General features: G+C 63.9%; 17 protein-coding genes and 1 riboswitch. Of the genes, 10 read left to right on the top strand and 7 right to left on the bottom strand.

Annotated elements, in window-relative coordinates:
• Positions 1-4: 4 nt before the first annotated feature.
• Genes DELCS14_RS21515 through DELCS14_RS21510 form a run of 3 tightly spaced genes read left to right on the top strand, consistent with a single transcriptional unit; the run spans position 5 to position 6,977 of the window.
• Positions 5-2,329: a class I SAM-dependent DNA methyltransferase gene (locus DELCS14_RS21515; protein ID WP_013803528.1), complete on the top strand. Its 2,325-nt coding sequence runs from the start codon at positions 5-7 to the stop codon at positions 2,327-2,329.
• The gene (locus DELCS14_RS30180; RefSeq protein WP_013803527.1) at positions 2,326-3,657 is read left to right on the top strand and encodes a restriction endonuclease subunit S; all 1,332 of its coding nucleotides are present in this window, start codon (positions 2,326-2,328) and stop codon (positions 3,655-3,657) included. The genes DELCS14_RS21515 and DELCS14_RS30180 overlap by 4 nt, the downstream gene beginning before the upstream one ends.
• A gap of 35 nt (positions 3,658-3,692) precedes the next feature.
• Positions 3,693-6,977 carry a DEAD/DEAH box helicase family protein gene (locus DELCS14_RS21510; protein ID WP_013803526.1) on the top strand — a complete coding sequence of 1,095 codons (3,285 nt, stop codon included), beginning with the start codon at positions 3,693-3,695 and terminating at the stop codon, positions 6,975-6,977.
• A 170-nt stretch (positions 6,978-7,147) separates the two neighbouring features.
• Here the strand turns inward: DELCS14_RS21510 and DELCS14_RS31095 are convergent, their stop codons facing one another.
• The gene (locus DELCS14_RS31095) at positions 7,148-7,540 is read right to left on the bottom strand and encodes a hypothetical protein (RefSeq protein ID WP_216595205.1); all 393 of its coding nucleotides are present in this window, start codon (positions 7,538-7,540) and stop codon (positions 7,148-7,150) included.
• A gap of 159 nt (positions 7,541-7,699) precedes the next feature.
• Here DELCS14_RS31095 and DELCS14_RS21505 point away from each other — a divergent pair, with 159 nt between their 5' ends.
• Positions 7,700-8,110, top strand: coding sequence for a hypothetical protein (locus tag DELCS14_RS21505; protein WP_013803525.1), 411 nt, complete (start codon positions 7,700-7,702; stop codon positions 8,108-8,110).
• 37 nt (positions 8,111-8,147) lie between these two features.
• Here the strand turns inward: DELCS14_RS21505 and DELCS14_RS21500 are convergent, their stop codons facing one another.
• Complete coding sequence (locus tag DELCS14_RS21500; protein ID WP_012204227.1) at positions 8,148-8,498, bottom strand: helix-turn-helix domain-containing protein; 351 nt, start codon at positions 8,496-8,498, stop codon at positions 8,148-8,150.
• A gap of 271 nt (positions 8,499-8,769) precedes the next feature.
• Between DELCS14_RS21500 and fusA the strand changes: the two genes are divergently transcribed.
• Complete coding sequence (fusA, locus tag DELCS14_RS21495) at positions 8,770-10,872, top strand: elongation factor G (RefSeq protein WP_013803524.1); 2,103 nt, start codon at positions 8,770-8,772, stop codon at positions 10,870-10,872.
• A 440-nt stretch (positions 10,873-11,312) separates the two neighbouring features.
• Here fusA and DELCS14_RS21490 read toward each other — a convergent pair whose 3' ends face one another.
• Positions 11,313-12,227: an inositol monophosphatase family protein gene (locus tag DELCS14_RS21490; RefSeq protein WP_013803523.1), complete on the bottom strand. Its 915-nt coding sequence runs from the start codon at positions 12,225-12,227 to the stop codon at positions 11,313-11,315.
• 216 nt (positions 12,228-12,443) lie between these two features.
• Between DELCS14_RS21490 and DELCS14_RS21485 the strand changes: the two genes are divergently transcribed.
• The 5 genes from DELCS14_RS21485 to DELCS14_RS21465 all read left to right on the top strand — a co-directional run bounded on the left by DELCS14_RS21485 (position 12,444) and on the right by DELCS14_RS21465 (position 18,623).
• Complete coding sequence (locus DELCS14_RS21485) at positions 12,444-13,253, top strand: RNA methyltransferase (protein WP_013803522.1); 810 nt, start codon at positions 12,444-12,446, stop codon at positions 13,251-13,253.
• A 35-nt stretch (positions 13,254-13,288) separates the two neighbouring features.
• A complete protein-coding gene (gene cysE, locus DELCS14_RS21480; RefSeq protein WP_013803521.1) occupies positions 13,289-14,113 on the top strand; it encodes a serine O-acetyltransferase in 825 nt (274 codons plus the stop codon).
• Between the two features lie 62 nt (positions 14,114-14,175).
• A complete protein-coding gene (locus tag DELCS14_RS21475; protein ID WP_013803520.1) occupies positions 14,176-14,838 on the top strand; it encodes a nitroreductase in 663 nt (220 codons plus the stop codon).
• Between the two features lie 63 nt (positions 14,839-14,901).
• Positions 14,902-15,027, top strand: a riboswitch (TPP riboswitch).
• Between the two features lie 265 nt (positions 15,028-15,292).
• The gene (gene thiC, locus DELCS14_RS21470; RefSeq protein ID WP_012204233.1) at positions 15,293-17,236 is read left to right on the top strand and encodes a phosphomethylpyrimidine synthase ThiC; all 1,944 of its coding nucleotides are present in this window, start codon (positions 15,293-15,295) and stop codon (positions 17,234-17,236) included.
• 334 nt (positions 17,237-17,570) lie between these two features.
• On the top strand, positions 17,571-18,623 hold the full coding sequence (locus DELCS14_RS21465; RefSeq protein ID WP_013803519.1) for a porin: 1,053 nt from the start codon (positions 17,571-17,573) through the stop codon (positions 18,621-18,623).
• 25 nt (positions 18,624-18,648) lie between these two features.
• Here DELCS14_RS21465 and DELCS14_RS21460 read toward each other — a convergent pair whose 3' ends face one another.
• From DELCS14_RS21460 to DELCS14_RS21445, 4 genes are all read right to left on the bottom strand, one after another.
• Positions 18,649-20,040: an efflux transporter outer membrane subunit gene (locus tag DELCS14_RS21460; protein WP_013803518.1), complete on the bottom strand. Its 1,392-nt coding sequence runs from the start codon at positions 20,038-20,040 to the stop codon at positions 18,649-18,651.
• Between the two features lies 1 nt (position 20,041).
• Positions 20,042-21,988 (bottom strand): MacB family efflux pump subunit, encoded by a 1,947-nt coding sequence (locus DELCS14_RS21455; RefSeq protein WP_013803517.1) that lies wholly within the window; start codon positions 21,986-21,988, stop codon positions 20,042-20,044.
• Between the two features lie 2 nt (positions 21,989-21,990).
• Entirely contained in the window at positions 21,991-23,172 is a 1,182-nt protein-coding gene (locus DELCS14_RS21450) for an efflux RND transporter periplasmic adaptor subunit (RefSeq protein WP_013803516.1), read from the bottom strand.
• A gap of 179 nt (positions 23,173-23,351) precedes the next feature.
• Positions 23,352-24,563 carry an ABC transporter substrate-binding protein gene (locus tag DELCS14_RS21445; protein ID WP_012204238.1) on the bottom strand — a complete coding sequence of 404 codons (1,212 nt, stop codon included), beginning with the start codon at positions 24,561-24,563 and terminating at the stop codon, positions 23,352-23,354.
• Positions 24,564-24,604 lie beyond the last annotated feature (41 nt).

The following is a 24,604-nucleotide window of genomic DNA, read 5'->3' as shown; positions in this document are numbered from 1 at the left end:
ACACATGACCCCAGAAACCAATAACCTCGCCGCCGACCTGTGGGCGCTGGCCGACCTGCTGCGCGGCGACTTCAAGCAGAGCCAATATGGCCGCGTCATCCTGCCTTTTGCGCTGCTGCGCCGTCTGGAATGTGTGCTGGAGGGCAGCAAGCCAGCTGTGCTGGCCGAAGCCGCCAAGGTCGAGAAAATGGCCATTGCCGAAGAGGCCAAAGAAAAGCTGATCCTGCGCGCAGCCGGTGGCCTGCGCTTCTTCAACACCTCGCCCATGGACCTCAGCACCCTGGGCGAGTCGGGCATCAAGGCCAATCTGGAGCGCTACATCCAGTGCTTCTCCAAAGACGCCCGCGAGATTTTTGACCACTTCAAGTTCGCTGAATTCATTGGTTTGCTCAACGATGCCAACCTGCTCTACAAGGTCGTGCAAAAAGTCCGCACCATGGACCTGCACCCCAAGGTCGTTTCCAACCACGACATGGGTCTGGTGTTTGAAGAGCTGATCCGCAAGTTTGCCGAAAGCTCCAATGAGACGGCAGGCGAGCACTTCACCCCGCGTGACATCGTGCGCCTCACCACCTCGCTGGTATTCATGGAAGACGATGAAGCCCTCACCAAGCCCGGCATCATCCGCACCATTTACGACCCCACGGCGGGCACGGGCGGTTTTCTCTCAGCGGGCATGGAATATGTGCACGAGCTGAACCCCCAGGCCGTGATGCGCGCCTTTGGCCAGGAGCTCAACCCAGAGAGCTACGCCATCTGCAAGGCCGACATGCTCATCAAGGGGCAAGAGGTCGGCAACATCAAGCTCGGCAACACGCTGTCCAACGACCACCTCTACGCCAGCAAGTTTGACTACATGCTCTCCAACCCACCCTTTGGCGTGGACTGGAAAAAGATCGAAGGCGACATTACCGACGAACACACCCTCAAAGGCTTTGACGGCCGCTTTGGCCCCGGCCTGCCGCGTGTGTCGGATGGCTCGCTGCTGTTTTTGCTGCATCTCATCAGCAAGCTCCGCGATGTGAAAGACGGCGGCTCACGCATCGGCATCATCCTCAATGGCTCGCCGCTCTTCACTGGTGGCGCAGGCTCGGGCGAATCGGAAATCCGCCGCCATATTCTGGAAAGCGACCTGCTCGAAGCAATCGTCGCCCTGCCCACCGACATGTTCTACAACACCGGCATTGCCACCTATGTGTGGGTGCTGTCGAACAAAAAGCCTGCTGAGCGCAAAGGCAAGGTACAGCTCATCAATGGCACCAACCTCTGCGGCAAGATGCGCAAATCGCTGGGCAGCAAGCGCAATGTGATGGACGAGGCCGACATTGCCACCATCACCCGTTGCTTTGGCCAATTTGAGGTGGTCGAAGCGCAGGCGCTCAACAAACCGGCGGAAGCCAAAAGCAGCCGAGGTCGCCCAGCCGCCAACCCCAAGCCCGAAGCCGTCAAAACCTTTGCCAGCAAAATTTTTTCCACGCACGAGTTTGGCTACCGCCGCATCACCATCGAGCGGCCCCTGCGCCTGTCGTGGCAGTTCAGCGATGAACGCATTGCCAGCCTGCGCTTTGAGTCTGGCGCGCTGAATGCAGCCATGCAGTGGGTCTACGCCGAGTACGGCCAGCCCTACTGGCAAGACGCTGCCGACTGTGACCTCTATGGCCAGCTGGATGACTACACCGAAGAAATACGCGCCCACCTCAAGCGCGACTTTGCCGACCTCAAGGAAAAGCAGATCAAAGACCTGCTCGACACCAAAACCTGGCTGGCGCAAAAGGCGGTGCTGCTCAAGGCCCGCGCCCTGCAAGCCGAGATAGGCAGTGCCCCGCACGATGACTTCAATGCGTATGACGAAGCCATCAAGGCCGCCTGCAAGCGGGCAAGCATCACGCTCGACGCCAAAGAGAAAAAGCATATTGCCGATGCCGTGAGCTGGAAGAATCCCGCCGCTGAAAAGGTGGTCAAGAAGGTGCACAAAGGCAAAGCCCATCCGCTCTACGGCCTGTTCGCCGTGAACCAGGAGGTCATCGAATACCAAGCCGATGGCGAGCTGCGTGATTTTGAAAACGTGGCACTAGACCCCAGCCGCACGGTAAGCGCCAGCGTAGAGGCCTACTTCGTCGCCGAAGTGCAGCCCCATGTGCCCGATGCGTGGATAGACGCCAGCAAGCGCGACGCCAAGGATGGCGAGATCGGCATCGTCGGCTACGAAATTCCGTTCAACCGCCACTTCTACCAATACCAGCCGCCACGGCCATTGGAGGAGATTGATGCCGATCTGGATGCCGTGAGCGCCGAGATCATGGCGCTGCTGCGTGAGGTGCATTCGTGAGTCGGTACAAGGCTTATCCGCAGTACGAAAAATCAAAACTCCAATGGGCAGACAGAACACCAAAGCACTGGAATTCTGTACATCTTCGCTGGATTGCAAAACTATATGCCGGAGGTACGCCATCCAAGGCTGTTGAAGAGTATTGGGCAAATGGGTCAGTGCCTTGGATTAATTCTGGTGAAGTAAATCAAGGCCTAATTTCGGAAGTATCAACCTACATTACAGAAGCTGCCTACAAAAACAGCAGTGCGAAATGGATTCCTAAAAATGCACTGGTGATGGCGCTTGCGGGGCAGGGAAAAACGAAAGGAATGATTGCGCAGCTTGCAATAGATGCTACATGCAATCAGTCTATGGCTGCCATCGTTCCTCAAGATTTACAGAGTTCACGTTATTTATTCTGGTGGTTGCACTCAAACTACCAGAACATCAGAAACATGGCCGGAGGCGACCTTCGAGATGGCCTAAATTTAGAGTTATTGGGCGATATAGGTTGTCCGATTCCAAGTGTAGAAGAACAGTTGTCCATCGCCGCATTCCTCGACCACGAAACGGCGAAGATTGATGCCTTGATCGAGAAGCAGCAGCGGCTGATTGAGTTGCTCAAGGAAAAGCGCCAAGCCGTCATCAGCCACGCCGTCACCAAAGGTCTCAATCCCAACGCCCCGATGAAAGACTCCGGCGTGGAGTGGCTAGGCGAAGTACCTGCGCATTGGGAAGTTAAAAGGCTTAAGAACACTTCACAAATCATTGACTGTCGAAACAAAACACCTGAATATTTTGAAGACGGTGAGTACTTTGTTGTCAGAACAACAAATGTAAAGAATCAGGTCTTGACGATGGCAGACGCATTATTCACAGACGAAAGAAACTTCAAGATATGGACGCAACGAGGTGTTCCACCGGTCGGGTCTATCCTTTTTACTCGCGAAGCTCCCGCTGGTGAGGTTTGTCTTGTGCCTGAAAACGTCAAGTTTTGTCTTGGGCAACGAATGATGAACTTTATCTGTCATGACTCTGAGTACACGGAATTTCTGTTTGACTTCCTGATTTCTGATTGTTTAGATAAATATATTGAGAGTGTCTCTCACGGCAGCACTGTGTCGCATTTGAGGGTTGAGCAAGTTGAAAACATTCCTGTAGTAGTGCCTCCTGCCCATGAGGCTAAGCAAATTCATGCCGTCCTCGCAGAGCTTAAGTCTTGCTTTTCAGAATTAACGAAAAAAGCTGAAGAAGCTATCTTGCTAATGCAAGAACGCCGCACCGCCCTAATCTCGGCCGCCGTCACCGGCAAGATCGACGTGCGCGATTGGCAAGCCGCTGCCTGACTGCCTTCACCCCCAAAGCCAAACCTTCCTTGACTATGAGCGACCAAGCCACTGAACGCATCTTTCAAGACGACATCATTCGCCAGTTGCTGGCAAATGGCTGGTTGCTAGGCTCGCCGGAAAAGTACAACCGCGAACTGGCCTTGTACCCCGAGGATGCGCTGGGCTTTGTGCAAGAGACGCAAGACGCGCAGTGGCAAAGGTTTTGCGCCAACCACCCTAAGGATGCGGAGCAGAAGTTCTTGCAACTGATCGCCGCGCAACTGGGCAAGGCCGACCCCAACGCCACACACAAAGACAGCCGCACTTTTGGCACGCTGGGGGTGCTGCGCCACGAGCTGCGCGACCGCAATGCGCGCCTGTCGCTGTGCCAGTTCAAGCCCGAGCACGGCCTGAACCCGGACACGCTGGCCCGCTACGCCAAAAACCGCCTGCGCGTGGTGCCGGAGCTGGTGTACAGCCCGTGGTGTACCGATGCCTGTTTCACGGAGGCCGGTACCAAGGCCAAGGCGTGGCGCATTGACTTGGTGTTGTTTGTGAATGGCGTGCCGGTGGCCACGCTGGAGCTAAAGAGCGAGTTCAAGCAGGCGGTGGACCGCGCTGTGCGGCAGTACAAAACCACACGCCTGCCGGTGGACCCGGTGGCCAAGAAGCCGGAGCCGCTGCTGACATTTAAGCGCGGTGCGCTGGTGCACTTTGCGGTGAGCCAGTACGAGGTGCACATGGCCACGCGGTTGGAGGGCGAGGAAACGTACTTTTTGCCCTTTAACAAAGGCACGGCAGACGGCGGCGCGGGCAACGATGTGCCAGACGACATCCACCGTTATGCCACCGATTACCTGTGGAACGAGGTGCTGCTGCCGGACAACCTGCTCAACATCCTGGCCCGCTTTGTGCACTTGCAAATTGAGGACAAGGAAGACTGGGAAGGCCGCAAGTACAAGAAGGAAAGCCTGATCTTCCCCCGCTACCACCAGTGGGACGTGGTTGGCAAGCTGCTGGCGGCAGCGCACAGCGAGGGGCCGGGGCAGAAATACCTGATTCAGCACAGCGCGGGCTCGGGCAAGTCCAACTCTATTGCCTGGGTGGCGCACCAGCTCTCGTCGCTGTACAAGCATGACGGCAAAAAGCAGTTTGACTCGGTGATTGTGGTGACCGACCGCACCGTGCTTGACGCGCAGTTGCAAGACACGATCTACCAGTTTGAGCACACCGATGGCGTGGTGGGGCGCATCAACAACAAAGAGGGCGATGGTTCCAAGTCTGAAAAGCTGGCCGCAGCCCTGGAGTCTGCCCAGCCCATCATCATCGTCACCATCCAGACCTTTCCGTTTGTATTGAAGGCGATTGAAAACAGCGTGAGCCTGAAGGAGCGCTGCTACGCCATCATTGCGGACGAGGCGCATTCGTCGCAAAGCGGCTCAACGGCGCGGCAGCTCAAAGAGGTGCTGATGAAGGAAGCCGGTGAAGCGGGAGATGAGGCTGCCGAACTGGATAGCGACGACATCATTGCCGCCACGGTGGCGTCGCGCCGCGCATCGGGCAACCTGAGCTACTTTGCTTTTACCGCCACGCCCAAGGCCAAGACGCTGGAGCTGTTTGGCCGCGTGCCGCGCCCGGACGAGGTGCCTTCCGCCACCAACAAGCCAGCGGCGTTCCACGTGTACAGCATGCGCCAAGCGATTGAGGAGGGCTTCATCCTCGACGTGCTGAAGAACTACACCAACTACAAGGTGGCTTACAAGCTGGCCCTGAAGGTGCAGGACGCCGATGCAGAGGTGGAAAGCAAGCGCGCCAAGGTGAAGCTGAACCAATGGGTGCGCCTGCATGACCACAACATTGCCCAGAAGGTGATGGTGATCGTGGAGCACTTCAAAGACAACGTGATGGGCTTGCTGGGCGGGCAGGCCAAGGCCATGGTGGTGACCAGCTCGCGCAAGGAGGCGGTGCGCTACAAGCAGTGTTTCGATAAGTACATAACGGAGAAGGGCTACCAGAAGATTCACGCCATGGTGGCGTTTTCGGGTGAGGTGGAGTTCACCGACAAAGACCCGGCTGCGGCGGGCCAGATCGGCGAGAAGTTCACCGAGACGAATATGAACCCGAACCTCAAGGGCCGCGACATGCGCAAGGCTTTCGATTCGGACGACTACCAGGTGATGATCGTCGCCAACAAGTTCCAGACCGGGTTTGACCAGCCCAAGCTGTGCGCCATGTATGTGGACAAGAAGCTGGTCGGGGTGGAGTGCGTGCAGACGCTGTCGCGCCTGAACCGCACCTACCCCAACAAGGCCGAGACGGGCACCTATGTGTTGGACTTCTTCAATGAGTCGGATGAGATTCTGGAGGCGTTTCAGCCGTACTACCAGACGGCGGAGCTGCTGGATGTGTCGGACCCGAACCTGATCTTTGCGCTGCAGGACAAGCTGCGGGCAGGGGGCATTTTTACTTGGCAGGAAGTGGAGCAGTTCTGCGCGGCGTTTTATGTGAAGAACAAGAGCAACGCGGCCATTGCCAACATTTGCAAGCCGGCGGTGCAACGCTGGCAGCTGCGCTACAAATCAGCGGTGGAGGCGTTCAAGATCGCCAAGGACATGTTTGAACGCACCCAGAAGACGGGCGATGCCGTACTGATTGCGAACGCCGAGAAAAGCCTGAAGGAATGCCAGAAGGAAAAGGACGCGCTCGAAATCTTCAAGAAAGACCTGGGCACCTTTGTGCGGTTTTACGAGTTCATGTCGCAGATCGTGGATTACGACGATACCGACTTGGAAAAGCTGAGTCTGTACGCGCGCAGCCTGCGGCCCATGCTGCGCGAAACCTTGCTGGACGAAGACGACATTGACTTGGGCAACGTGGTGCTGAGCCACTACCGGGTGGCTAAGATACGCGAGCAGGATTTGGTGCTGAAAGAAAACAGCGCGGACTACAAGCTGGTGCCCGGCGAAGGCCTGGGCACGGCTAAGCCGCAGGACAAGAAGGAAGAGTTCCTGTCGCAGATCATCGACCGCCTGAACGAGGTGTTTGTGACCGACCAACTCACCGACAAGGACATGGTGAACTACGCCTACACCATCCGCGACAAGGTGGGCGAGAACGCCAAGGTGATGAAGCAGATCGAGAACAACTCGCCCGAACAGGCCATGCTAGGCGACTTCTCCAAGGCGATAGACGATGCCATCATGGACAGCAGTGAAGCCCATCAGAACCAGATGATGCAGTTGCTGGCTGACCCAGGCAAAGCGGCCAACTTTGCGCGGGTTGTGTTTGATCTGCTGGTGCAGGGTAATCCCCCCAATTTCCACCGTTACGAGAAGTAGAGCGGTTACGCGTGCAGGTCCAATCGCTGATTTTGGGTAGTGCCGCCCAAGGTTATGTGGGGGCGGTCGTGATGTGTTTTCACATTGATCTAGCACGCCCGCTGCATAGCAACGACATTCGTCACGCTGCCATCAGCCATACGTTGCAGTAGCGCCAAGCGGGTGGCCGCCTAGAGCCGCTCAATAGATCGAGCCACCACCTCGGCTGGAAACGCAGAGAAATGCCCACATCCTCCGAGCTTTTCATCAGGACCAAGCAAAGTGCCAAGTACCGTGACTCGCTTTCCGTGCCATCGCTGAAGCTGCACATCGTTGAACTGAAGGTCGCCTGGACCGGCGCTCAGCCACACACTTGACGGTTCGCGTGGGCCACCATCTTTCGCTACGCGGCGTTCCGACAGTGGGAAGTGGTCCAGAGCCGTCCCCTCGAACTCGAATCGCAGGATGCCCACCAAGCAGATGTCTTTGCCGACCAAGTTTTCCAGTTGATCAAGCACGGCATTTACGGAAAGCACAGATTTCATACAAGTTGGAAGCTGGGTTGAAGGTCTGATGGTCGGCATGTGCTACCCCGCTCCATCTTGCCCATGTGCGAACGCTCGATATCGGCAAGGTTAGCCAGCGGTGCCTAGCTCCTGAAGCTTGCGCTGGTCGATTGAGTCGCAGCCATGAGTTAAAGAAAACGTGGCCCCGTCCTCCCCGCGAATCAAGAATTGTGAGCCATGACTCACGCTCAACCAGGTTCGGTGGAACAAGCAACCTTCGCAACCACTCCCCAACCCAACCTCGAAGACCTAGCCATCGACGCCGTCCTGCACCTGGGCGCCGCCCTGGACGTCCTGGACCTGCACGCCCGCCACAACATCACCGCCATCAACTGCGTGTGCCGCGACCTGCTGCGCATCTATTACGCCAAGGCAGATCAGGCGCAGTCGCTGGAGCCGCAGGACAAGGAGCTGCTGGGCCTGCTGCACGACACGGCGGTGGACCTGGGCTATGCCGTCGAGGTGGTGGACCATCTGAATGGCGACGAGGCCGATGACCCCATCCTCTATGCCGTGAGCTATCTGCTCAAGGCGGCCAAGCGGTTTGCGGATGAGGGCGTTGCTGCGGGGCTTGCCGTGAAGGGGTAGGGCGCAGGCCTGCCGCCTGCGTTGCAGGGGCGGGGCCTCAAGGGCAGGGTTTGAGGTGCGCGGCCGTGGCCTGTTCGGTGAGCGGGTCTTCAGCCAGTGCCTGCAGCAGCGCGTCCAGCAGGCCGGGAAAGCGTGCGTCCAGGTCTTCGCGGCGCAGGGAGAGCAGGTTTTCGCGGCCATCGGGGCGCTGCCAGATCACGCCGCTGTCGCGCAGCACGCGCCAGTGGTGGGTCATGGTGGATTTGGACTGGCCCTGCAAGAGCGAGCCGCAGGCGCGCTCATGGCCTGCGGCCAGCGCGCGCACCACGGCCAGGCGCAGGGGGTTGCCCAGGGCGTTGAGCAGGTTTTCCAGGCGTATCTGTTCGCGGTCGGGGTGGTTGGCAAGCATGAATCGTCCAGTCAATGGGGCGCCACTGTGCCATGGAAGCAGTGCCGCAGGGCGCTGCTGTGGTGTGCGGCGCGGGTGTGGGGCGGGCAGTTATCTGGCAGACACGCCCCTTGCGTGGTGAAAACATGAATCGTTCTGCAGGAAGTTGCGGAAGATAGTACGATTGTCTTCGTACATTCAAATTGTCATCAACCCTCATTCAACCCCCGCGAGAATCCCAGCCCACGGCAGATCCACGCATCAACGCTTATCAGCACCCAGGAGTCCTTTCATGGCCCGCCATACCCCCATAGAACGCTATCGCAACATTGGTATCTCCGCGCACATCGATGCCGGCAAGACCACCACGACCGAGCGCATCCTGTTCTACACCGGGGTGAGCCACAAGCTGGGCGAGGTGCACGAGGGCGCCGCCATCATGGACTGGATGGAGCAGGAGCAGGAGCGCGGCATCACCATCACCTCGGCGGCGACTACCTGCTTCTGGAAGGGCATGGACGGCCGCTTTGACCAGCACCGCATCAACATCATCGACACCCCGGGCCACGTGGACTTCACGATTGAAGTGGAGCGCTCCATGCGCGTGCTCGACGGCGCCGTGATGGTCTATGACGCCGTGGGTGGCGTGCAGCCGCAGTCCGAGACGGTCTGGCGCCAGGCCAACAAGTACAAGGTGCCGCGCCTGGCCTTCGTCAACAAGATGGACCGCACGGGCGCGGATTTTCTGCGCGTGCGGCAGATGATGATCGACCGCCTCAAGGCCAACCCCGTGCCCATCGTGCTGCCCATTGGCGCAGAGCAGCAGTTCACCGGCGTGGTGGACCTGCTCAAGATGAAGGCCATCATCTGGGACGAGGCCACGCAGGGCATGAAGTTCGAGTACCAGGAGATTCCCGCAGCCATGGTGGCAGACGCGAAGAAGTGGCGCGAGTCCATGGTGGAGGCGGCTGCCGAGGCCAGCGAAGACCTGATGAACCGCTACCTGGAAGAGGGCGACCTGCCCGAGGCCGACATCCTGCGCGGCCTGCGCCTGCGCACCATTGCGGGCGAGATCCAGCCCATGCTGTGCGGCTCGGCCTTCAAGAACAAGGGGGTGCAGCGCCTGCTGGATGCCGTGGTCGAGCTCATGCCTTCGCCGCTGGAGGTGCCACCCGTGGAAGGCCATGCGGAAGATGGCTCCATCATCGTGCGCCATGCTGATGACAGCGAGAAGTTCTCTGCCCTGGCCTTCAAGCTGATGACCGACCCCTTCGTGGGCCAGCTCACCTTTGTGCGCGTCTACTCGGGCGTGCTCAACAAGGGCGACAGCGTGCTCAACTCCGTCAAGGACAAGAAGGAGCGCATCGGCCGCATCGTGCAGATGCATGCCAATGAACGCCTGGAGGTCGATGAAATCCATGCCGGCGACATTGCCGCCTGCGTGGGCCTGAAGGACGTGACCACGGGCGAGACCCTGTGCGACCCGTCCGCGCCCATCGTGCTGGAGAAGATGGTCTTCCCCGAGCCCGTCATCGCACAGGCCGTGGAGCCCAAGTCCAAGGCCGACCAAGAAAAGATGGGCATTGCCCTGTCGCGCCTGGCGGCCGAAGACCCGTCGTTCCGCGTGCGCACCGATGAGGAATCGGGCCAGACCATCATCGCCGGCATGGGCGAGCTGCACCTGGAAATCATCGTGGACCGCATGAAGCGCGAGTTCAACGTGGAAGCCAACGTGGGCAAGCCCCAGGTGGCCTACCGCGAGACCATCCGCAAGAAAGTCACCGATGTGGACGGCAAGTTCGTGCGCCAGTCAGGCGGCAAGGGCCAGTATGGCCACGTGGTCTTCACGGTCGAGCCGCAGGAACCCGGCAAGGGCTTCGAGTTTGTCGACGCCATCAAGGGCGGCGTGGTGCCGCGCGAGTACATCCCTGCGGTGGAAAAGGGCGTGGTAGAGGCATTGACCAGCGGCGTGCTGGCCGGCTACCCCGTGGTGGACGTCAAGGTCACGCTGACCTTCGGCTCGTACCACGACGTGGACTCCAACGAAATGGCGTTCAAGATGGCGGCCATCTTCGGCTTCAAGGAAGCGGCGAGAAAGGCCAGCCCCGTCATCCTGGAGCCCATGATGGCCGTGGAAGTCGAGACGCCCGAAGACTACGCCGGCACCGTCATGGGCGACCTGTCCTCGCGGCGCGGCATGGTGCAGGGCATGGACGACATGGCCGGCGGCGGCAAGTCCATCAAGGCCGAAGTGCCGCTGTCCGAAATGTTCGGCTACGCCACCTCCCTGCGCTCGCAAACGCAAGGCCGTGCCACCTACTCCATGGAGTTCAAGCACTACGCCGAAGCACCGCGCAACGTGGCCGAGGCCGTGATCAACGCACGCGCGAGGTAAAAGAGGCGGTAAACGTGCAGTGGGCAGCATGCTGCCCCTGACCGTGGCCCGCTCTCACCCCTCCCGTATGCCCACGCCTGCGTCGGGCCGCCTGCGGGGTTGCAGTCCTGCCGCAGGACAGGACTGCCTCGTGATCTGACTCGCCATGATTGTCTGAACGTAGCGCGCAGCGCGAAGTGAGTTTCACGGCGAACCCCGCAGGCGGCCCGGCGCAGGTTGCCCGCAGCGAAGCGAAGGGACGTGGACATTCGGGTCGCTTTCTTTGATCTGACCTTTCTTGGCGAATCAAGAAAGGGCAGTCGGCCGCCGGGCCGAGACCCGGCCTCGAAAAACACCCCCCCGGCAGGGACAAAAACAAGCGCCCCGTCCCAAATCCAAAGGCCCAATGAAAAACAGCCCCTTGAAGGAGCTGTTTTAAAGAGAGACAGGAGAAGCCGAAATCAGGCCTCAGGCTGCTGCTCAGATTCAGTAGCTTCCACATCAGCAGCCGGAGCCGCCTCACCCGAATCCGCCAAAGCCTGCCGCACACCCGCCTTCTCACCAGCCGAAGCAAACTTGCTGTATTTGCCAACGATGCCGACCAGCGCACCATAGATGCGCGGATTGCCCGCCAGGCATTCCTTCTGCTCCAGGAAATCCGCCTCGCCCGTGAAGTTGCCGACCAGGCCACCGGCCTCGGTCACCAGCAGGCTGCCGGCGGCCACGTCCCAGATCTGCAGGCCGCTTTCGAAGAAACCGTCGGCAAAGCCGGCTGCCACGTAGGCCAGGTCCAGCGCGGCGGCGCCGGGGCGGCGCACGCCTGCGGTTTCCTGCATCACGTCGCCCAGCATGTTCATGTACTGCTTGAAGTTGTCGCCACGGCGGAAGGGGAAGCCGGTGGAGATCAGGCTGTCCTTGAGCTGGATGCGCTTGGACACGCGGATGCGACGGTCATTCAGGTAGGCGCCGCGGCCGCGCGTGGCGGTGAACAGGTCGTTGCGCGAGGGGTCGTACACCACGGCGTGCTCGACCTTGCCCTTGAAGGACAGGGCAATGCTCACGCAGTACACGGGGAAGCCGTGGATGAAGTTGGTGGTGCCGTCCAGCGGATCGATGATCCAGACGTAGTCGGAGTTCTTGGCGCCGAACTCGTTGCCCGATTCCTCGGCCAGGATGCCGTGGCCCGGGTAGGCGCCCAGCAAGGTTTCGATGATGGCCTGCTCGGCCGCCTTGTCCACCTCGGTCACAAAGTCGTTGACCTGCTTTTGTGCGACACGCACGGATTCCACGTCAAGAGCCGCGCGGTTGATGATGGCGCCGGCGGCGCGTGCGGCCTTGATGGCCACGTTGAGCATGGGATGCAGGTTGGTCGACATAGATTGTGAGGCGTTGGCGGAGCAGCGGCTGTGCAAGGAGAGGACGGTCCTCTCTGGCAAAAGCAGGCTGTTTGACGCGGGTAAGAACGGAAAAAGCCGCGTCCGGCGATGCGGGGCGGCGACAATAGCGCGCAATTTTACCCGCCTTGTCCGTTTTGTGCTGCGCAACCTGTCCCGTCTTGGGGGCTCTGCCGGCGCCGGCAGGCCAGCGACGCCATGAAAACCCGATTCGTACTGATAGAAACCAGCCACGCCGGCAATGTGGGCGCCGCCGCCCGCGCCCTGAAGACCATGGGCTTTGACGACCTGGTGCTGGTGCGCCCGCGCTGGCCCAACGTGCTGCGCAAGGAAGAGACCATCCAGCGGGCCAGCGGCGCGCTGGACGTGCTGGGCAATGCGCGCGTGGTCGAGACGCTGGAGGAGGCGCTGGACGGCATCAGCCACCTGTGCGCCACGGCCATGACGCCGCGCGACTTCGGCCCGCCCACGCGCACGCCGCGCCAGCATTTCGAGCTGCTGCTCAGCGGGGCGCTGGATGTGCTGGCGGCGCCCGATGAGGCCGCGCCGCCCGCCGATGCCTCCGTGTCCGCACCGGCTCCCGCGCCGCGCTGCAACCAGTCGGGCGTGGCCTTCCTGTTCGGCTGCGAGCGCTTCGGCATGAGCAACGACGATGTCTACCGCAGCGATGTGGCGCTGTCGATTCCGTCCAATCCGCAGTTCGGTTCGCTGAACCTGGGGGCGGCCATCCAGGTGGTGGCCTACGAATGGCGCCAGGCGCTGGGCGGCTTTCCCGTGGTGGAGCACACGCCCGCGCCGCAGCGTGCCGACGCGGCCCAGGTGGCCGGCATGCTGGGCCATTGGGAGCAGGCGCTGGCCCATATCGGCTTTCTGGATCCGGCCGCGCCCAAGAAGCTCATGCCGCGCCTCAACCAGCTTTTCAACCGCTCGCAACTGACCGCCGAGGAAATCCACATCCTGCGCGGTGTTGCGAAGGCCATGCTGCAGAGCGCCCCACCGAAACGCTAGACTGAGCGGTCTTGTCAACAATAACCAGCCCCTAGATGCTTGACCGCCTGCGCTCCGATATCCAGTGCATCCTCGACCGCGACCCTGCGGCACGCAGCACCTGGGAGGTCATCACCTGTTATCCGGGTCTGCATGCGATCTGGCTGCAGCGCCCGGCGCACTGGTGCTGGAACCATGGCCTCAAGTGGCTGGGGCGCTTCATCTCGCACATCGGCCGCTGGCTCACGGGCATCGAGATCCACCCCGGCGCCGTCATCGGCGAGCGCGTCTTCATAGACCACGGCATGGGCGTCGTCATCGGCGAGACGGCCGTGGTCGGCGACGGCTGCACCATCTACCACGGCGTGACCCTGGGCGGCACCTCGCTGTACAAGGGCGCCAAGCGCCATCCCACGCTGGGCCGCGATGTGGTAGTCAGCGCAGGCGCCAAGGTGCTGGGCGGCTTCGAGGTGGGCGACGGTGCCAAGATCGGCAGCAATGCCGTGGTCATCAAGCCCGTGCCCGCAGGCGCCACGGCCGTGGGCATTCCGGCGCGCATCATCGCCAGCAAGAACGGCCACAGCGCCGACGTGACCGAGCACGACCTGGCATCTGCCAAGGCCGAGTCCATCAAGGTCCCGGCCTCTGCCGCGCCCCAGCCGTTCACGGCCTACGGCATCACCCAGGAAATGGACCCCGTGGCCCAGGCCATGCGCGGCCTGAGCGATGGCGCGGCCGCGCACGAGCAGCAGATCGCGCTGCTGTGGGAGGCCATTGCCAAGCTCTCGGCCGGCAGCAAGGTGGGCGACTGCGTGCCCTGCGAGTCCGAGCGCCCGCAGGCCTTCCAGAAGGACAAGATCGACCAGATCATGGGCAAGTAGGCCTGCACAAGATCACCAAAGATCCCCAAGATCCCCCAAGAAGACCGGAGACTCCGACCAGCATGAACGTTGAACAGGCCTTGCATGCGCGCCGCTCCGTGCGCGCCTTCCTGCCCCAGTCGCCCGATGCGGCCCTGGTGCGCTCCCTGATGGAACAGTCGGCACAAGCGGCTTCGGGCGGCAACCTGCAGCCCTGGCGCGTGCTGGCGCTGACGGGTGAGCCGCTGCAGCAGCTGCTCACCGCCGTTGCCGAAGCCGAGCCCCAGGACGCCCAGCCCGGCCTGTCCTACCCGCCCAATCTCTGGGAGCCCTACCGCAGCCGGCGCTTTGCCAATGGCGAAGAGCTGTACCAGTCGCTGGGCATTCCGCGCGACGACAAGCCCGCGCGGCTGGAGCAGCTGGCGCGCAACGGCCAGTTCTTCGGCGCGCCCGTGGGCCTGATCGTGGCGGTGGACGAGCGCATGGGCCTGCCGCAATGGGTGGACCTGGGCATCTACCTGCAGTCCTTCATGCTGCTGGCCTGCGCCAATGGCCTGGCCACCTGCGCCCAGGGCTTCTGGCGCCGCTACAACGACGCCGTGACCCAGGCGCTGGCGCTGCCCGAGGGCTACCACGTGGCCTTTGGCATTGCGCTGGGCTACGAGGACAAGGAAGCCCCCATCAACGGCTGGCGCGCCACGCGCGCTCCGGTGGCCGAATGGGCACAGATGCGCGGCTTCGACTGAGCAGGGCTTTCAGGCCCCTGGGCAAACCCGCAGGGCAATGGCGCCTTGCCATCCCCTATACTGCGCTCTGCTCCGGGGTGTGCTGATGCACTGAGATGCCAACCGGTCCATGCGCTGCATGGACCAGGCGGCGAACCCGACGAACTTGATCCGGTTGATACCGGCGGAAGAAGAGCGGGACCCTGAAGCGGGGCCGAAGTCAGAGGATGGAAGTCCGCCACGGCGGATACACGCAGGGCCGCAACGGCCAGGCAGGCCACCATCCAACGCACATCGGCCCTTGCCAACCAAGGCTGCTCGTGCGCCTTGGCGTGCGTGGCAACCAGGGGCCAAGGCCATACGGCCCTGGCAGGCCCACACTGGCATAGTCCGGTGCGCGGCCTTTGGCACAGCCCAAGGAGTGTCCGGTTCCCGGAGCGTTGTTGATCGACGCTTTGAACGCAAGGAACCCGACATGAACGCTCCCGATTCCATCTTCACCCCCGCAGCCGGCGAAGCTCCAGACGCACAGCGTTTTTCCGACCTGCTGGCGCAGTCGCGCAAGCCGTTCCCGGCCTCCACCAAGAGCTATCTGCAAGGCAGCCTGCACAGCGGCCTCAACGTGCCCGTGCGCGATATCCAGCTGACCAATGGCGAGCAGGTCAGCGTCTATGACACCTCGGGCCCCTACACCGATCCGGCCGTGGCCATCGACGTGCGCAGCGGCCTGCCCGGCGTGCGCAATGCCTGGATCGAGTCGCGCGGCGACAGCGAGTACTACGCCGGCCGCCTGCGCCAGGCCCTGGACGACGGCGGCAAGCGCGGCGAGGAAGACGAGCGCGTGGCCCGCCTGCGGGCCGAGGCCGCATCGCTGCAGCGCCAACCGCGCCGCGCGAAAAGCGGCGGCAACGTCACCCAGATGCACTACGCGCGCAAGGGCATCATCACGCCCGAGATGGAATACGTGGCCCTGCGCGAGAACGGCCGCCGCGAATGGATGGCCGAGTACCAGCAGGACGCCGCGCGCGAGGCCCGCCTGGCCGGCAACGGCCTGGGCGCCGCCATCCCCAAGATCATCACGCCCGAGTTCGTGCGCGACGAAGTGGCGCGCGGCCGCGCCATCATCCCGGCCAACATCAACCACCCCGAGATCGAGCCCATGGCCATCGGGCGCAACTTCAAGGTCAAGATCAACGCCAACATCGGCAACTCGGCCGTCACCTCCAGCATCGAGGAAGAGGTCGAGAAGCTGGTCTGGGCCATCCGCTGGGGCGCGGACAACGTGATGGACCTGTCCACCGGCAAGAACATCCACACCACGCGCGACTGGATCATCCGCAACTCGCCCGTGCCCATCGGCACCGTGCCCATCTACCAGGCGCTGGAAAAAGTGGGCGGCATCGCCGAGGACCTGACCTGGCCCATCTTCCGCGACACCCTGATCGAGCAGGCCGAGCAGGGCGTGGACTACTTCACCATCCACGCCGGCGTGCGCCTGGCCTACATCCACCTCACAGCCCAGCGCCGCACGGGCATCGTCTCGCGCGGCGGCTCCATCATGGCCAAGTGGTGCATGGCCCACCACCGCGAGAGCTTCCTGTACGAGCACTTCGAGGACATCTGCGACATCATGAAGCAGTACGACGTCAGCTTCTCGCTGGGCGACGGCCTGCGCCCCGGCAGCGCCTCGGACGCCAATGACGAAGCCCAGTTCGCCGAACTCAAGACCCTGGGCGAGCTGACCCAGCTGGCCTGGAAGCACGACGTGCAGACCATGATCGAAGGCCCCGGCCACGTGCCCATGCACATGATCCAGGCCAACATGACCGAGCAGCTCAAGCACTGCCACGAGGCGCCGTTCTACACCCTGGGCCCGCTGACCATCGACATCGCCCCCGGCTACGACCACATCGCCAGCGCCATCGGCGCGGCCATGATCGGCTGGTTCGGCACTGCCATGCTGTGCTACGTCACGCCCAAGGAACACCTGGGCCTGCCCGACCGCGACGACGTCAAGCAGGGCATCATCGCGTACAAGATCGCCGCCCACGCCGCCGACGTCGCCAAGGGCCACCCCGGCGCCCGCGCCCGCGACGACGCGCTGAGCCAGGCGCGCTTCGACTTCCGCTGGCAGGACCAGTTCAACCTGGGCCTGGACCCCGACACCGCCCAGGCCTACCACGACGAAACCCTGCCCAAGGACAGCGCCAAGGTGGCGCACTTCTGCTCCATGTGCGGCCCCAAGTTCTGCTCCATGAAGATCACCCAGGAAGTGCGCGAATTCGCCGCTGCCAAGGGCGTGGCCGAGCAGGAAGGCATTGCCGCCGGAATGCAGGCCAAGGCCGAGGAATTCAACCGCGCCGGCGGCGAGTTCTATATCCCCATCGTGGCGGCCAGCAGCGATACGACGGCGCGTTGATCGCGCGGCATTGAGCCGATCCGGGCTGCGTGCAATGCGCGGCCCGGTGGCCGCCGTGGATGGCGCGGCGGCCTTTCCTTGGGAAAACACCTAGCGGTCCGTGATGGCTGAGGATCAGTCCGTCGCCGAATCGTTTATCTCCAGCCACCTTCTCCCACCGAGAATTCCATGGCCAGCCGTTACCGGCGTTGCCCCGCAGGCTTCGCAGGCACAAGAACAAGAACGCGCTGACTGCACGGCCGCAGTTTTCACGCGTGGCCGGCAAGGATTTCAGTACGCCCTGGCCCTCGTGGCGAGGGCTTTCGCCAACTGGCAATCGGGAGGAGGAGACGACATGGCTAGAAGAACCATTCAATGGCTGGGCACGGCGCTTGCATTTGGGACGGCCCTGGCGGCCCAGGCCCAGAGTTCGGTCACGCTCTATGGGCGTGTGGTCGCGGGGGTGGACTACCAGAGCAATGTGTACGATCCGGCCACGGGGGGCTCTGGCAATCTGTGGCGGGCGGTGGGCAACCAGTGGGGCACGAGCATGCTGGGTTTCAAGGGGGAGGAGGACCTGGGCGGCGGGCTGCATGCGCTGTTCACGCTGGAGTCGGGCTTCAGCATCGACGATGCCAAGTTCAACGGCGCAGGTTTCTTCAACCGCCGCACCTTCGTGGGCCTGCGCAGCGGCTGGGGCACGCTGAAACTGGGCAAGGACCTGTCGATCTCGGATGCGCACTGGGCGCTGGACCCCACGGGCCAGCAGTTCATCGGCTCGGCCACGCTGGTGCGGGGGCGCAACTGGGGCGGGCATGACAACATGATCTCGTACGAAACGCCCAGCTGGGGCGGCCTGCGCGTGCTGGCGTTGACCGGCCTGGGCGAGCAGCCGCAGGGCGCATCGCGGCTGCGCAAGGATGCGCTGTCCGTGTCCTATACCGCGCCCACGTTCGAGCTGCGCGCCATCTACGACGTGGCCCGCGATGCCAATGGCCGCTTCAGCGATCTCTACACCACCTCCCGCAACCTGACGCTGGGCGGCACGGTGACGCTGTCCGCGCTCAAGCTGTTCGCGGGCTATGAGCAGCTGTCCGCGCCCGACAGCGCGGCCGGCGTGCCCAACAAGGCGCGGCAGTACTGGATGGGCGCGCGCTACAAGGTGTCAGGCCCGCTGACGCTGATCGGGGCGGGCTACCGCACCACGGTCAACAAGGGCGGCGGCAGCGCCAACCTGTTCATGGCGGGCGCCGACTACGCGCTGTCCAAGCGCACGCTGCTGTACGCCAGCGTGGGCAATGTGCGCAATGGCGGCAATGCGAACTTCTCGGTGGAGACCACCAACAACAACCCGGCGCCTGGGGGCAGCCAGACCGGCTTCTACGTGGGCATGGCGCATTCGTTCTGACTCTGGCGGACCGTGGGTGGTGGCTTCAGGAAGCCGGCCACCCTCCGCCTAGGGCCTTGTGCAGCGTGAGCTGGTTCTGCAGGCGTGCCAGGTGCAGCGCGGACAGGGCCAGCTGCGCTGCGCGGCGGCGCTCCTGGGCGTCCAGCCAGGTGCGCAGCGGCACCTGGCCGGCGCGGTAGCGCGCTTCGTACAGCCGTGTGATTTCCACGGATTCCTGCGTGGCGCGCTGCTGGGCCTCTTCCTGGCGGGCCAGTTCGGTGCGGGCGGACAGGGTTTTTTCCGTTTCGGCCAACGCGGCGTACAGCGTTTTGCGGAAGTTGACCACCGCCTCTTCGTACTGGCTGCGTGCAATGGCGGTGTTCAGCCGCATCTCGCGCACATTGAGAAACGGCAGGGCCAGGTTGGCGCCCAGGGCCGCCACGGGATTGGCCAGCACATCGAGCAGGGTGCTGCTGGAGGTGCCCAGGCTGCCGGTGAGCGATAGCCGGGGGTAGTAGCTGGCGGCCGTGGCATCGCTGCCGGCCAGGGCGCCGCGCAGCCGCAGTTCGGCGGCGCGCAGGTCGGGGCGGCGCCCCAGCAGGTCGGCGGGCAGGCCTGGCTGCACGGCGGGCAGGTCGGCCACGGGCAGCGCCTGGGGCTCGCCACCGGGCGGCTCGGCGCCCTGCAGCAATTCGGCCAATGCCTGGCGCAGTTCGGCGCGGGCCTGGGTGTATTGGCTCAGCAGGGCCTGCTGCTCGGCCAGGGCTTGCCGGGCCTCGCGCAGCTCCAGGCCGGACACGGCGCCGCTGCGGTACTGGGCCTGCACCAGGTCGATGGTGCGGCGTACGTACTCCAGGCTTTGGCGTGACATGTCCAGGCGTTCGTTGGCCAGCGCCAGTTGCCAGTACAGGCTGGCCGTGGTGGTGGTCAGCGACAGCGCCACGGCATCCTTGTCCTGCACGCTGGCCTGTGCTTCGAAGACGGCGGCATCGCGCTGCGCGCCCAGCCGGTCGAACAGGTCCAGCTCCCAGGCCACGCCCAGTGTGGCGCTGGCGTTCTCCAGGGTGCTGCGCTGGCTGCCCGACAGCGGGCGGCTGGCGCCCGTGCCTACGCTGCCGCTGGGCTGGGGCAGCAGCGCATGGCCTGCCAGTTGCGCCTGCAGCGCGGCACGCCGCACGCGGATGCCGGCCGTGGCCATGTCTGGGTTGCGCGCCAGTGCCAGGTCAATCCAGGCATCGAGCCGTGGATCGCCGAAGCCGCGCCACCAGGCATCGGTCATGGGCGTGGGCGTGGGCGTGGCTGCCGGGGACGATGCCTGCGCATGTTCGAACTGCGCGGGCAGCTCCACCTGGGGCGCTTCGTAGGGGGTGCGCGTGATGGCGCCGCAGCCCGCAAGGGCCACGGCGCATGCCAGCGCGCTGGTCTTGAGCATATGCATGTCAATCTCTGGAGAGGGCCTGGACGGGGTCCAGGCGCGCCGCGCTGCGCGCGGGCAGGAAGCCGAAGGTGATGCCTATGAGCGAGGAGCAGGCGACGGCCAGCACGATGGAGGCGGCCGAGAACGACAGCTGGAAGGTGGAGCCCGACAGGCTCACTGCCAGGCCCAGGCCCAGCGCCAGAGAGACACCCAGGATGCCGCCCACGATGCAGACCAGCACGGCCTCGATCAGGAACTGCTGAAGGATGTCCGACTGGCGCGCGCCGATGGCCATGCGCACGCCGATCTCGCGCGTGCGCTCGGTGACCGACACCAGCATGATGTTCATCACGCCGATGCCGCCCACCAGCAGCGCGATCATGGCGATGGCCGAGACCAGCAGCGTCAGCGTGGTGCTGGTGCGCGTGATGGCCTGGCGGATCTGGTCGGAGTTCCAGACGAAGAAGTCCTTGGTGCCGTGGCGTTCCGTGAGCAGGCTGGTGGCCGCCTTCAGCGCGATCTCGGCCGGCACCTCGTCCTTGATGCGCAGCGTGATGCTGTCCAGGTGGTACTTGCCGACCAGGCGCGTGGCGGCTGCCGTGTAGGGCACGAAGAAGGTGGGCGTGGAGCCGCCGAAGCTGTTCTGCGCGGGGCGCAGCACGCCCACGATCTCCACGGGCATCTCGCCCAGCATCACCACCTCGCCCAGCGGGCTGGGGTTGCCGGGGAAGAGCGCGGTGGCGGCCTTCTGGTCGATGACCGCGACCTGGGCGTGCAGGTCCACGTCGCGCTGGTCGAAGAACCGCCCTGACGCCAGGCGCAGGCCCTTCACGCGGAAATGCTCGAAGCCCACGCCCGTCACCTGGGCCATGGCCGCGTTCTCGCGGTACAGCGCCGTGACGCTGACCGACACATTGGGCGTGGCGCTGTCCACGTAGGGCTGCTCGGCCAGGGCCTGGGCATCGGCGGCGACCAGGGTCTCGATGGCGGCGGCGCGCGTGTCCCCGAAGTCCTTGCCGGGGAAGATGTCCAGCGTGTTCGTGCCCAGCTCGCTGATCTGGTTCATCACCTGCTGCTGCGCGCCGCGCCCCAGCGCCACCACCGAGACCACGGCAGAGATGCCGATGATGATGCCCAGCATGGTCAGGAAGGTGCGCAGGCGGTGCGCGTTCATGGCCCGCAGCGCCATGCGCAGCGCTTCGCCGAAGCGGTCGCCGAACATGCGCCAGGAGGCGGCGCGCGGGGCGGCTGTGGCCTCCAGCGGGGGCTTGCTTTCATGCGGGGCGCTGCGCCGGTCCGCGATGATGGCGCCGTCGCTGATCTCGATTACGCGCGAGGCGTGGGCCGCCACGGCCATGTCGTGCGTGACCAGGATGATGGTGTGGCCGTCGGCATGCAGCTCCTGCAGGATGCGCATGACCTGTTCGCCGCTGGCCTTGTCCAGCGCGCCCGTGGGCTCGTCGGCCAGGATGACGGCGCCGCCGTTCATCAGCGCGCGGGCAATGGACACGCGCTGCTGCTGCCCGCCCGACAACTGGCCCGGCCGGTGCTGCATGCGGTCGGCCAGGCCCAGGCGTTCGAGCAGGGCGGCCGAGCGCGCATGGCGGTCCGTGGGCGCCGTGCCGGCGTAGACCGATGGCAGCTCCACATTGCCCTGGGCCGTGAGGTCGGCCAGCAGGTGGTAGCGCTGGAAGATGAAGCCGAAATGCTCGCGCCGCAGCGCGGCCAGCGCATCGGGGCCCAGCTCGCCGGTCTCGCGGCCGGCGATGCGGTAGCTGCCCGAGGTCGGATGGTCCAGGCAGCCGAGGATGTTCATCAGCGTGGACTTGCCCGAGCCCGAGGCGCCCACGATGGCCACCATCTCGCCGGCCTCGATGGTCAGGTCGATGTCCTTGAGCACGGCGACCGTGGTGTCACCCGCGGGGAACTCCCTGCGCAGTCCCCGCATTTGCAGCAATGGCTGGTCCATGCTCACATTCCCATGGGGTCGGCGGCGGGGGCGTTGTTCGGGCCCGCCTCGCCGATCACCACCTGCTCGCCCGCCTCCAGGCCCGACAGCACCTGGGCCTGGGCATTGGTGCGCAGGCCGATGCGCACCTTGCGCTCGGCGACCTTGCCTTCGCCGTCGCGCACGCGCACGGTGTAGCTGTCGTCCTCTGCCCGGCTGCCCAGTGCGGCGGCCGGCACCAGCACGGCCTTGTCGGCCTGGGCCACGCGCACGGTGACCTGGGCGGTCATGGAGGGGCGCAGCTTGCCGTCCGGGTTGGGCACGTCGAACTGGGCGTTGTAGTAGATGGCCTTGGCGGCGGGCGTGGCCGCAGCGGGCGAGGCGCCGCCGCCCGCGTCATTGACGATGGAGGTCGGTGCGGGCTCGATGCGCTCAATCTTCGCCATGTGTTTTTGGCGGTTGCTGCCCAGCGTGGTGAACCATGCGGTCTGGCCGAGCTGGATCTTGTCCACGTCGGCCTCGGCAATCTCGGCACGCACGGTCATCACGTCGAGCTTGGCCAGCATGACGATGGTGGGCGTGGTTTGGAAGGAGTTCAGGGTCTGGCCCTGCTTGGTGACCACGGCCACGATCACGCCGTCCATGGGCGCCACGATGCGGGTGTAGCCCAGGTTGATGCGCTCGGTCTCCACCTGGGTGCGTGCCTGCTCGATCTGGGCCTGCAGAGCGCCGACCTCGGCCTGGGCCGTGTCCAGCGCCGCCTTGGCGGCCTCATGGTCGGCGCGCGAGGTGGCGTCGGCCTGCAGCAGTTCCTGCTGGCGCTGGAAGGTGAGCCGGGCCTGGACGAGGGCCGCGCGCCGTGCGGCCAACTGCGCCTGCAGCGCGGTGACCGAGGCCTCGGCATTGCGCAGCTTGATGCGCTGCGGCTGGGCATCGACTTCGGCGATCAGGTCGCCGGCCTTGACCTGCTGGCCCAGTTCCACATGCAGGCGCTTGACCTGTCCGGAGACCTGGGCGCCCACGGCAACCAGCTCCTTGGCATGCAGCCGGCCTACGGCCAGCACGGTCTGCTCCAGGTTGCCCACGGTGACGGCGGCCGTCGCGTACCGGGTGGCGGGCTTGGCGCTGGCCTTCCACAGTGCGCCCCCGGCGATGATGCAGGCACCCACCACGGCGCCAATGGTCCACTTGCGATTGAACTTCATTCTTCCCCTGCCGCGCGGTCGGCCGCAGGGGAAGAAGTTCCTGCCCGGCGCCGCGCCCAATGCTCGAACTTACCAGTCTGGCGCGGTTCGATGTCCCGGCATTGACCAAGGCATGGAGATTCAGTGGAGAAAGCGAGGGGCGGGAGCGGCCGGGCTGCCCCCCCCGGCTCACCGCAAGTTCAGCGCCAATATTGGCACTTGCTCTCTGCCTTGGTGGTCCAGACTTGCTCGGCCGGCAGCTTCTTGACCAGCTTGTAGTAGTCCCAGGTGCCCTTGGATTCGGCGGGGGATTTCACTTCCATCAGGTACATGTCGTGCACGTAGCGGCCGTCCTCGCGCAGGTAGCCGCTGCCGAAGAAGTCGTCCATCTTCATGCCTCGCCAGGTGGCCATGACCTTGTCGGCGTCCAGCGTGCCGGCCTTCTCCACGGCCTTGAGCCAGTTCATGGTGGCCGAGTAGTCGGCCGCCTGGATCTCGCTGGGGCGGCGCTGGGTCTTTGCCATGAAGGCATCGGCGAACTTGCGCGAGGCATCGTTCATGTCCCAGTACCAGCTGGTGGTGAACTGCATGCCCTGGGTGTTCTTCAGGCCCAGGCTGTGCACGTCGGTGAAGAACACCAGCAGGCCGGCCAGCTTCATGTCCTTGGTCACGCCGAACTCGCGCGCGGCCTTGATGGAGTTGATGGTGTCGCCACCCGCGTTGGCCAGGCCCAGGATCTGGGCCTTGGAGTTCTGCGCCTGCAGCATGAAGCTGGAGAAGTCGCTGGCGTTCAGCGGCGTCTTGACCGAGCCCAGCACCTTGCCGCCACGCGCCTCGATGATCTTGGTGGTATCGGCCTCCAGCGCATGGCCGAAGGCATAGTCGGCCGTCACGAAGTACCAGCTCTTGCCGCCGGCCTCCACCACGGCCGCGCCCGTGCCCTTGGCCAGGGCCACGGTGTCGAAGGCGTAGTGCACGGTGTAGGGGCTGCACTGCTCGTTGGTCAGCGCCGAGCTGCCCGCGCCGTTGTCGATGAAGACACGCTTTTTCTCCTGCGCCACCTTGGCCATGGACAGGGCCGTGGCCGAGTTCGTGCCGCCAAACACCAGGCTGATGCCCTGCGTGTCGATCCACTCGCGCGCCTTGCTGGCGGCAATGTCAGCCTTGTTCTGGTGGTCGGCCGTCAGCAGCTCGATGGGCTTGCCCAGCAGCTTGCCGCCGTAGTCGTCGATGGCCATCTGTATCGCCACGGCGCCGTTCTTGCCCTCGACATCGGCATAGAGACTGGACATGTCGGTGATGAAGCCGATCCGAACCTTGTCCTGCTGCGCCAGGGCCGGCGTTGCCAGTGCGGCGGCGCACAGTGCCAGGGCCAGCGGTGTCATCAGCGATGTCTTGGGGCGTTGCTGCATGAAGTCTCCTTGCTTTGGATGGAAAAAGCCCGCTGCTGTTG

This window comes from Delftia sp. Cs1-4 (genome assembly GCF_000214395.1).
GTDB classification, from domain to species: domain Bacteria; phylum Pseudomonadota; class Gammaproteobacteria; order Burkholderiales; family Burkholderiaceae_C; genus Comamonas; species Comamonas acidovorans.
The sequence above is the reverse complement of the archived record's forward strand: the minus strand, read 5'-3'. Positions and strand labels throughout refer to the sequence as shown.

Excerpts from the sequence above, each read along its gene's own strand:
- DELCS14_RS21515 (WP_013803528.1), top strand. The coding sequence starts at position 5 with ATGACCCCAGAAACCAATAACCTCGCCGCCGACCTGTGGGCGCTGGCC.
- DELCS14_RS21510 (WP_013803526.1), top strand. The coding sequence starts at position 3,693 with ATGAGCGACCAAGCCACTGAACGCATCTTTCAAGACGACATCATTCGC.
- DELCS14_RS31095 (WP_216595205.1), bottom strand. The coding sequence starts at position 7,540 with ATGCCGACCATCAGACCTTCAACCCAGCTTCCAACTTGTATGAAATCT.
- DELCS14_RS21505 (WP_013803525.1), top strand. The coding sequence starts at position 7,700 with ATGACTCACGCTCAACCAGGTTCGGTGGAACAAGCAACCTTCGCAACC.
- DELCS14_RS21500 (WP_012204227.1), bottom strand. The coding sequence starts at position 8,498 with ATGCTTGCCAACCACCCCGACCGCGAACAGATACGCCTGGAAAACCTG.
- fusA (WP_013803524.1), top strand. The coding sequence starts at position 8,770 with ATGGCCCGCCATACCCCCATAGAACGCTATCGCAACATTGGTATCTCC.
- DELCS14_RS21490 (WP_013803523.1), bottom strand. The coding sequence starts at position 12,227 with ATGTCGACCAACCTGCATCCCATGCTCAACGTGGCCATCAAGGCCGCA.
- DELCS14_RS21485 (WP_013803522.1), top strand. The coding sequence starts at position 12,444 with ATGAAAACCCGATTCGTACTGATAGAAACCAGCCACGCCGGCAATGTG.
- cysE (WP_013803521.1), top strand. The coding sequence starts at position 13,289 with ATGCTTGACCGCCTGCGCTCCGATATCCAGTGCATCCTCGACCGCGAC.
- DELCS14_RS21475 (WP_013803520.1), top strand. The coding sequence starts at position 14,176 with ATGAACGTTGAACAGGCCTTGCATGCGCGCCGCTCCGTGCGCGCCTTC.
- thiC (WP_012204233.1), top strand. The coding sequence starts at position 15,293 with ATGAACGCTCCCGATTCCATCTTCACCCCCGCAGCCGGCGAAGCTCCA.
- DELCS14_RS21465 (WP_013803519.1), top strand. The coding sequence starts at position 17,571 with ATGGCTAGAAGAACCATTCAATGGCTGGGCACGGCGCTTGCATTTGGG.
- DELCS14_RS21460 (WP_013803518.1), bottom strand. The coding sequence starts at position 20,040 with ATGCATATGCTCAAGACCAGCGCGCTGGCATGCGCCGTGGCCCTTGCG.
- DELCS14_RS21455 (WP_013803517.1), bottom strand. The coding sequence starts at position 21,988 with ATGGACCAGCCATTGCTGCAAATGCGGGGACTGCGCAGGGAGTTCCCC.
- DELCS14_RS21450 (WP_013803516.1), bottom strand. The coding sequence starts at position 23,172 with ATGAAGTTCAATCGCAAGTGGACCATTGGCGCCGTGGTGGGTGCCTGC.
- DELCS14_RS21445 (WP_012204238.1), bottom strand. The coding sequence starts at position 24,563 with ATGCAGCAACGCCCCAAGACATCGCTGATGACACCGCTGGCCCTGGCA.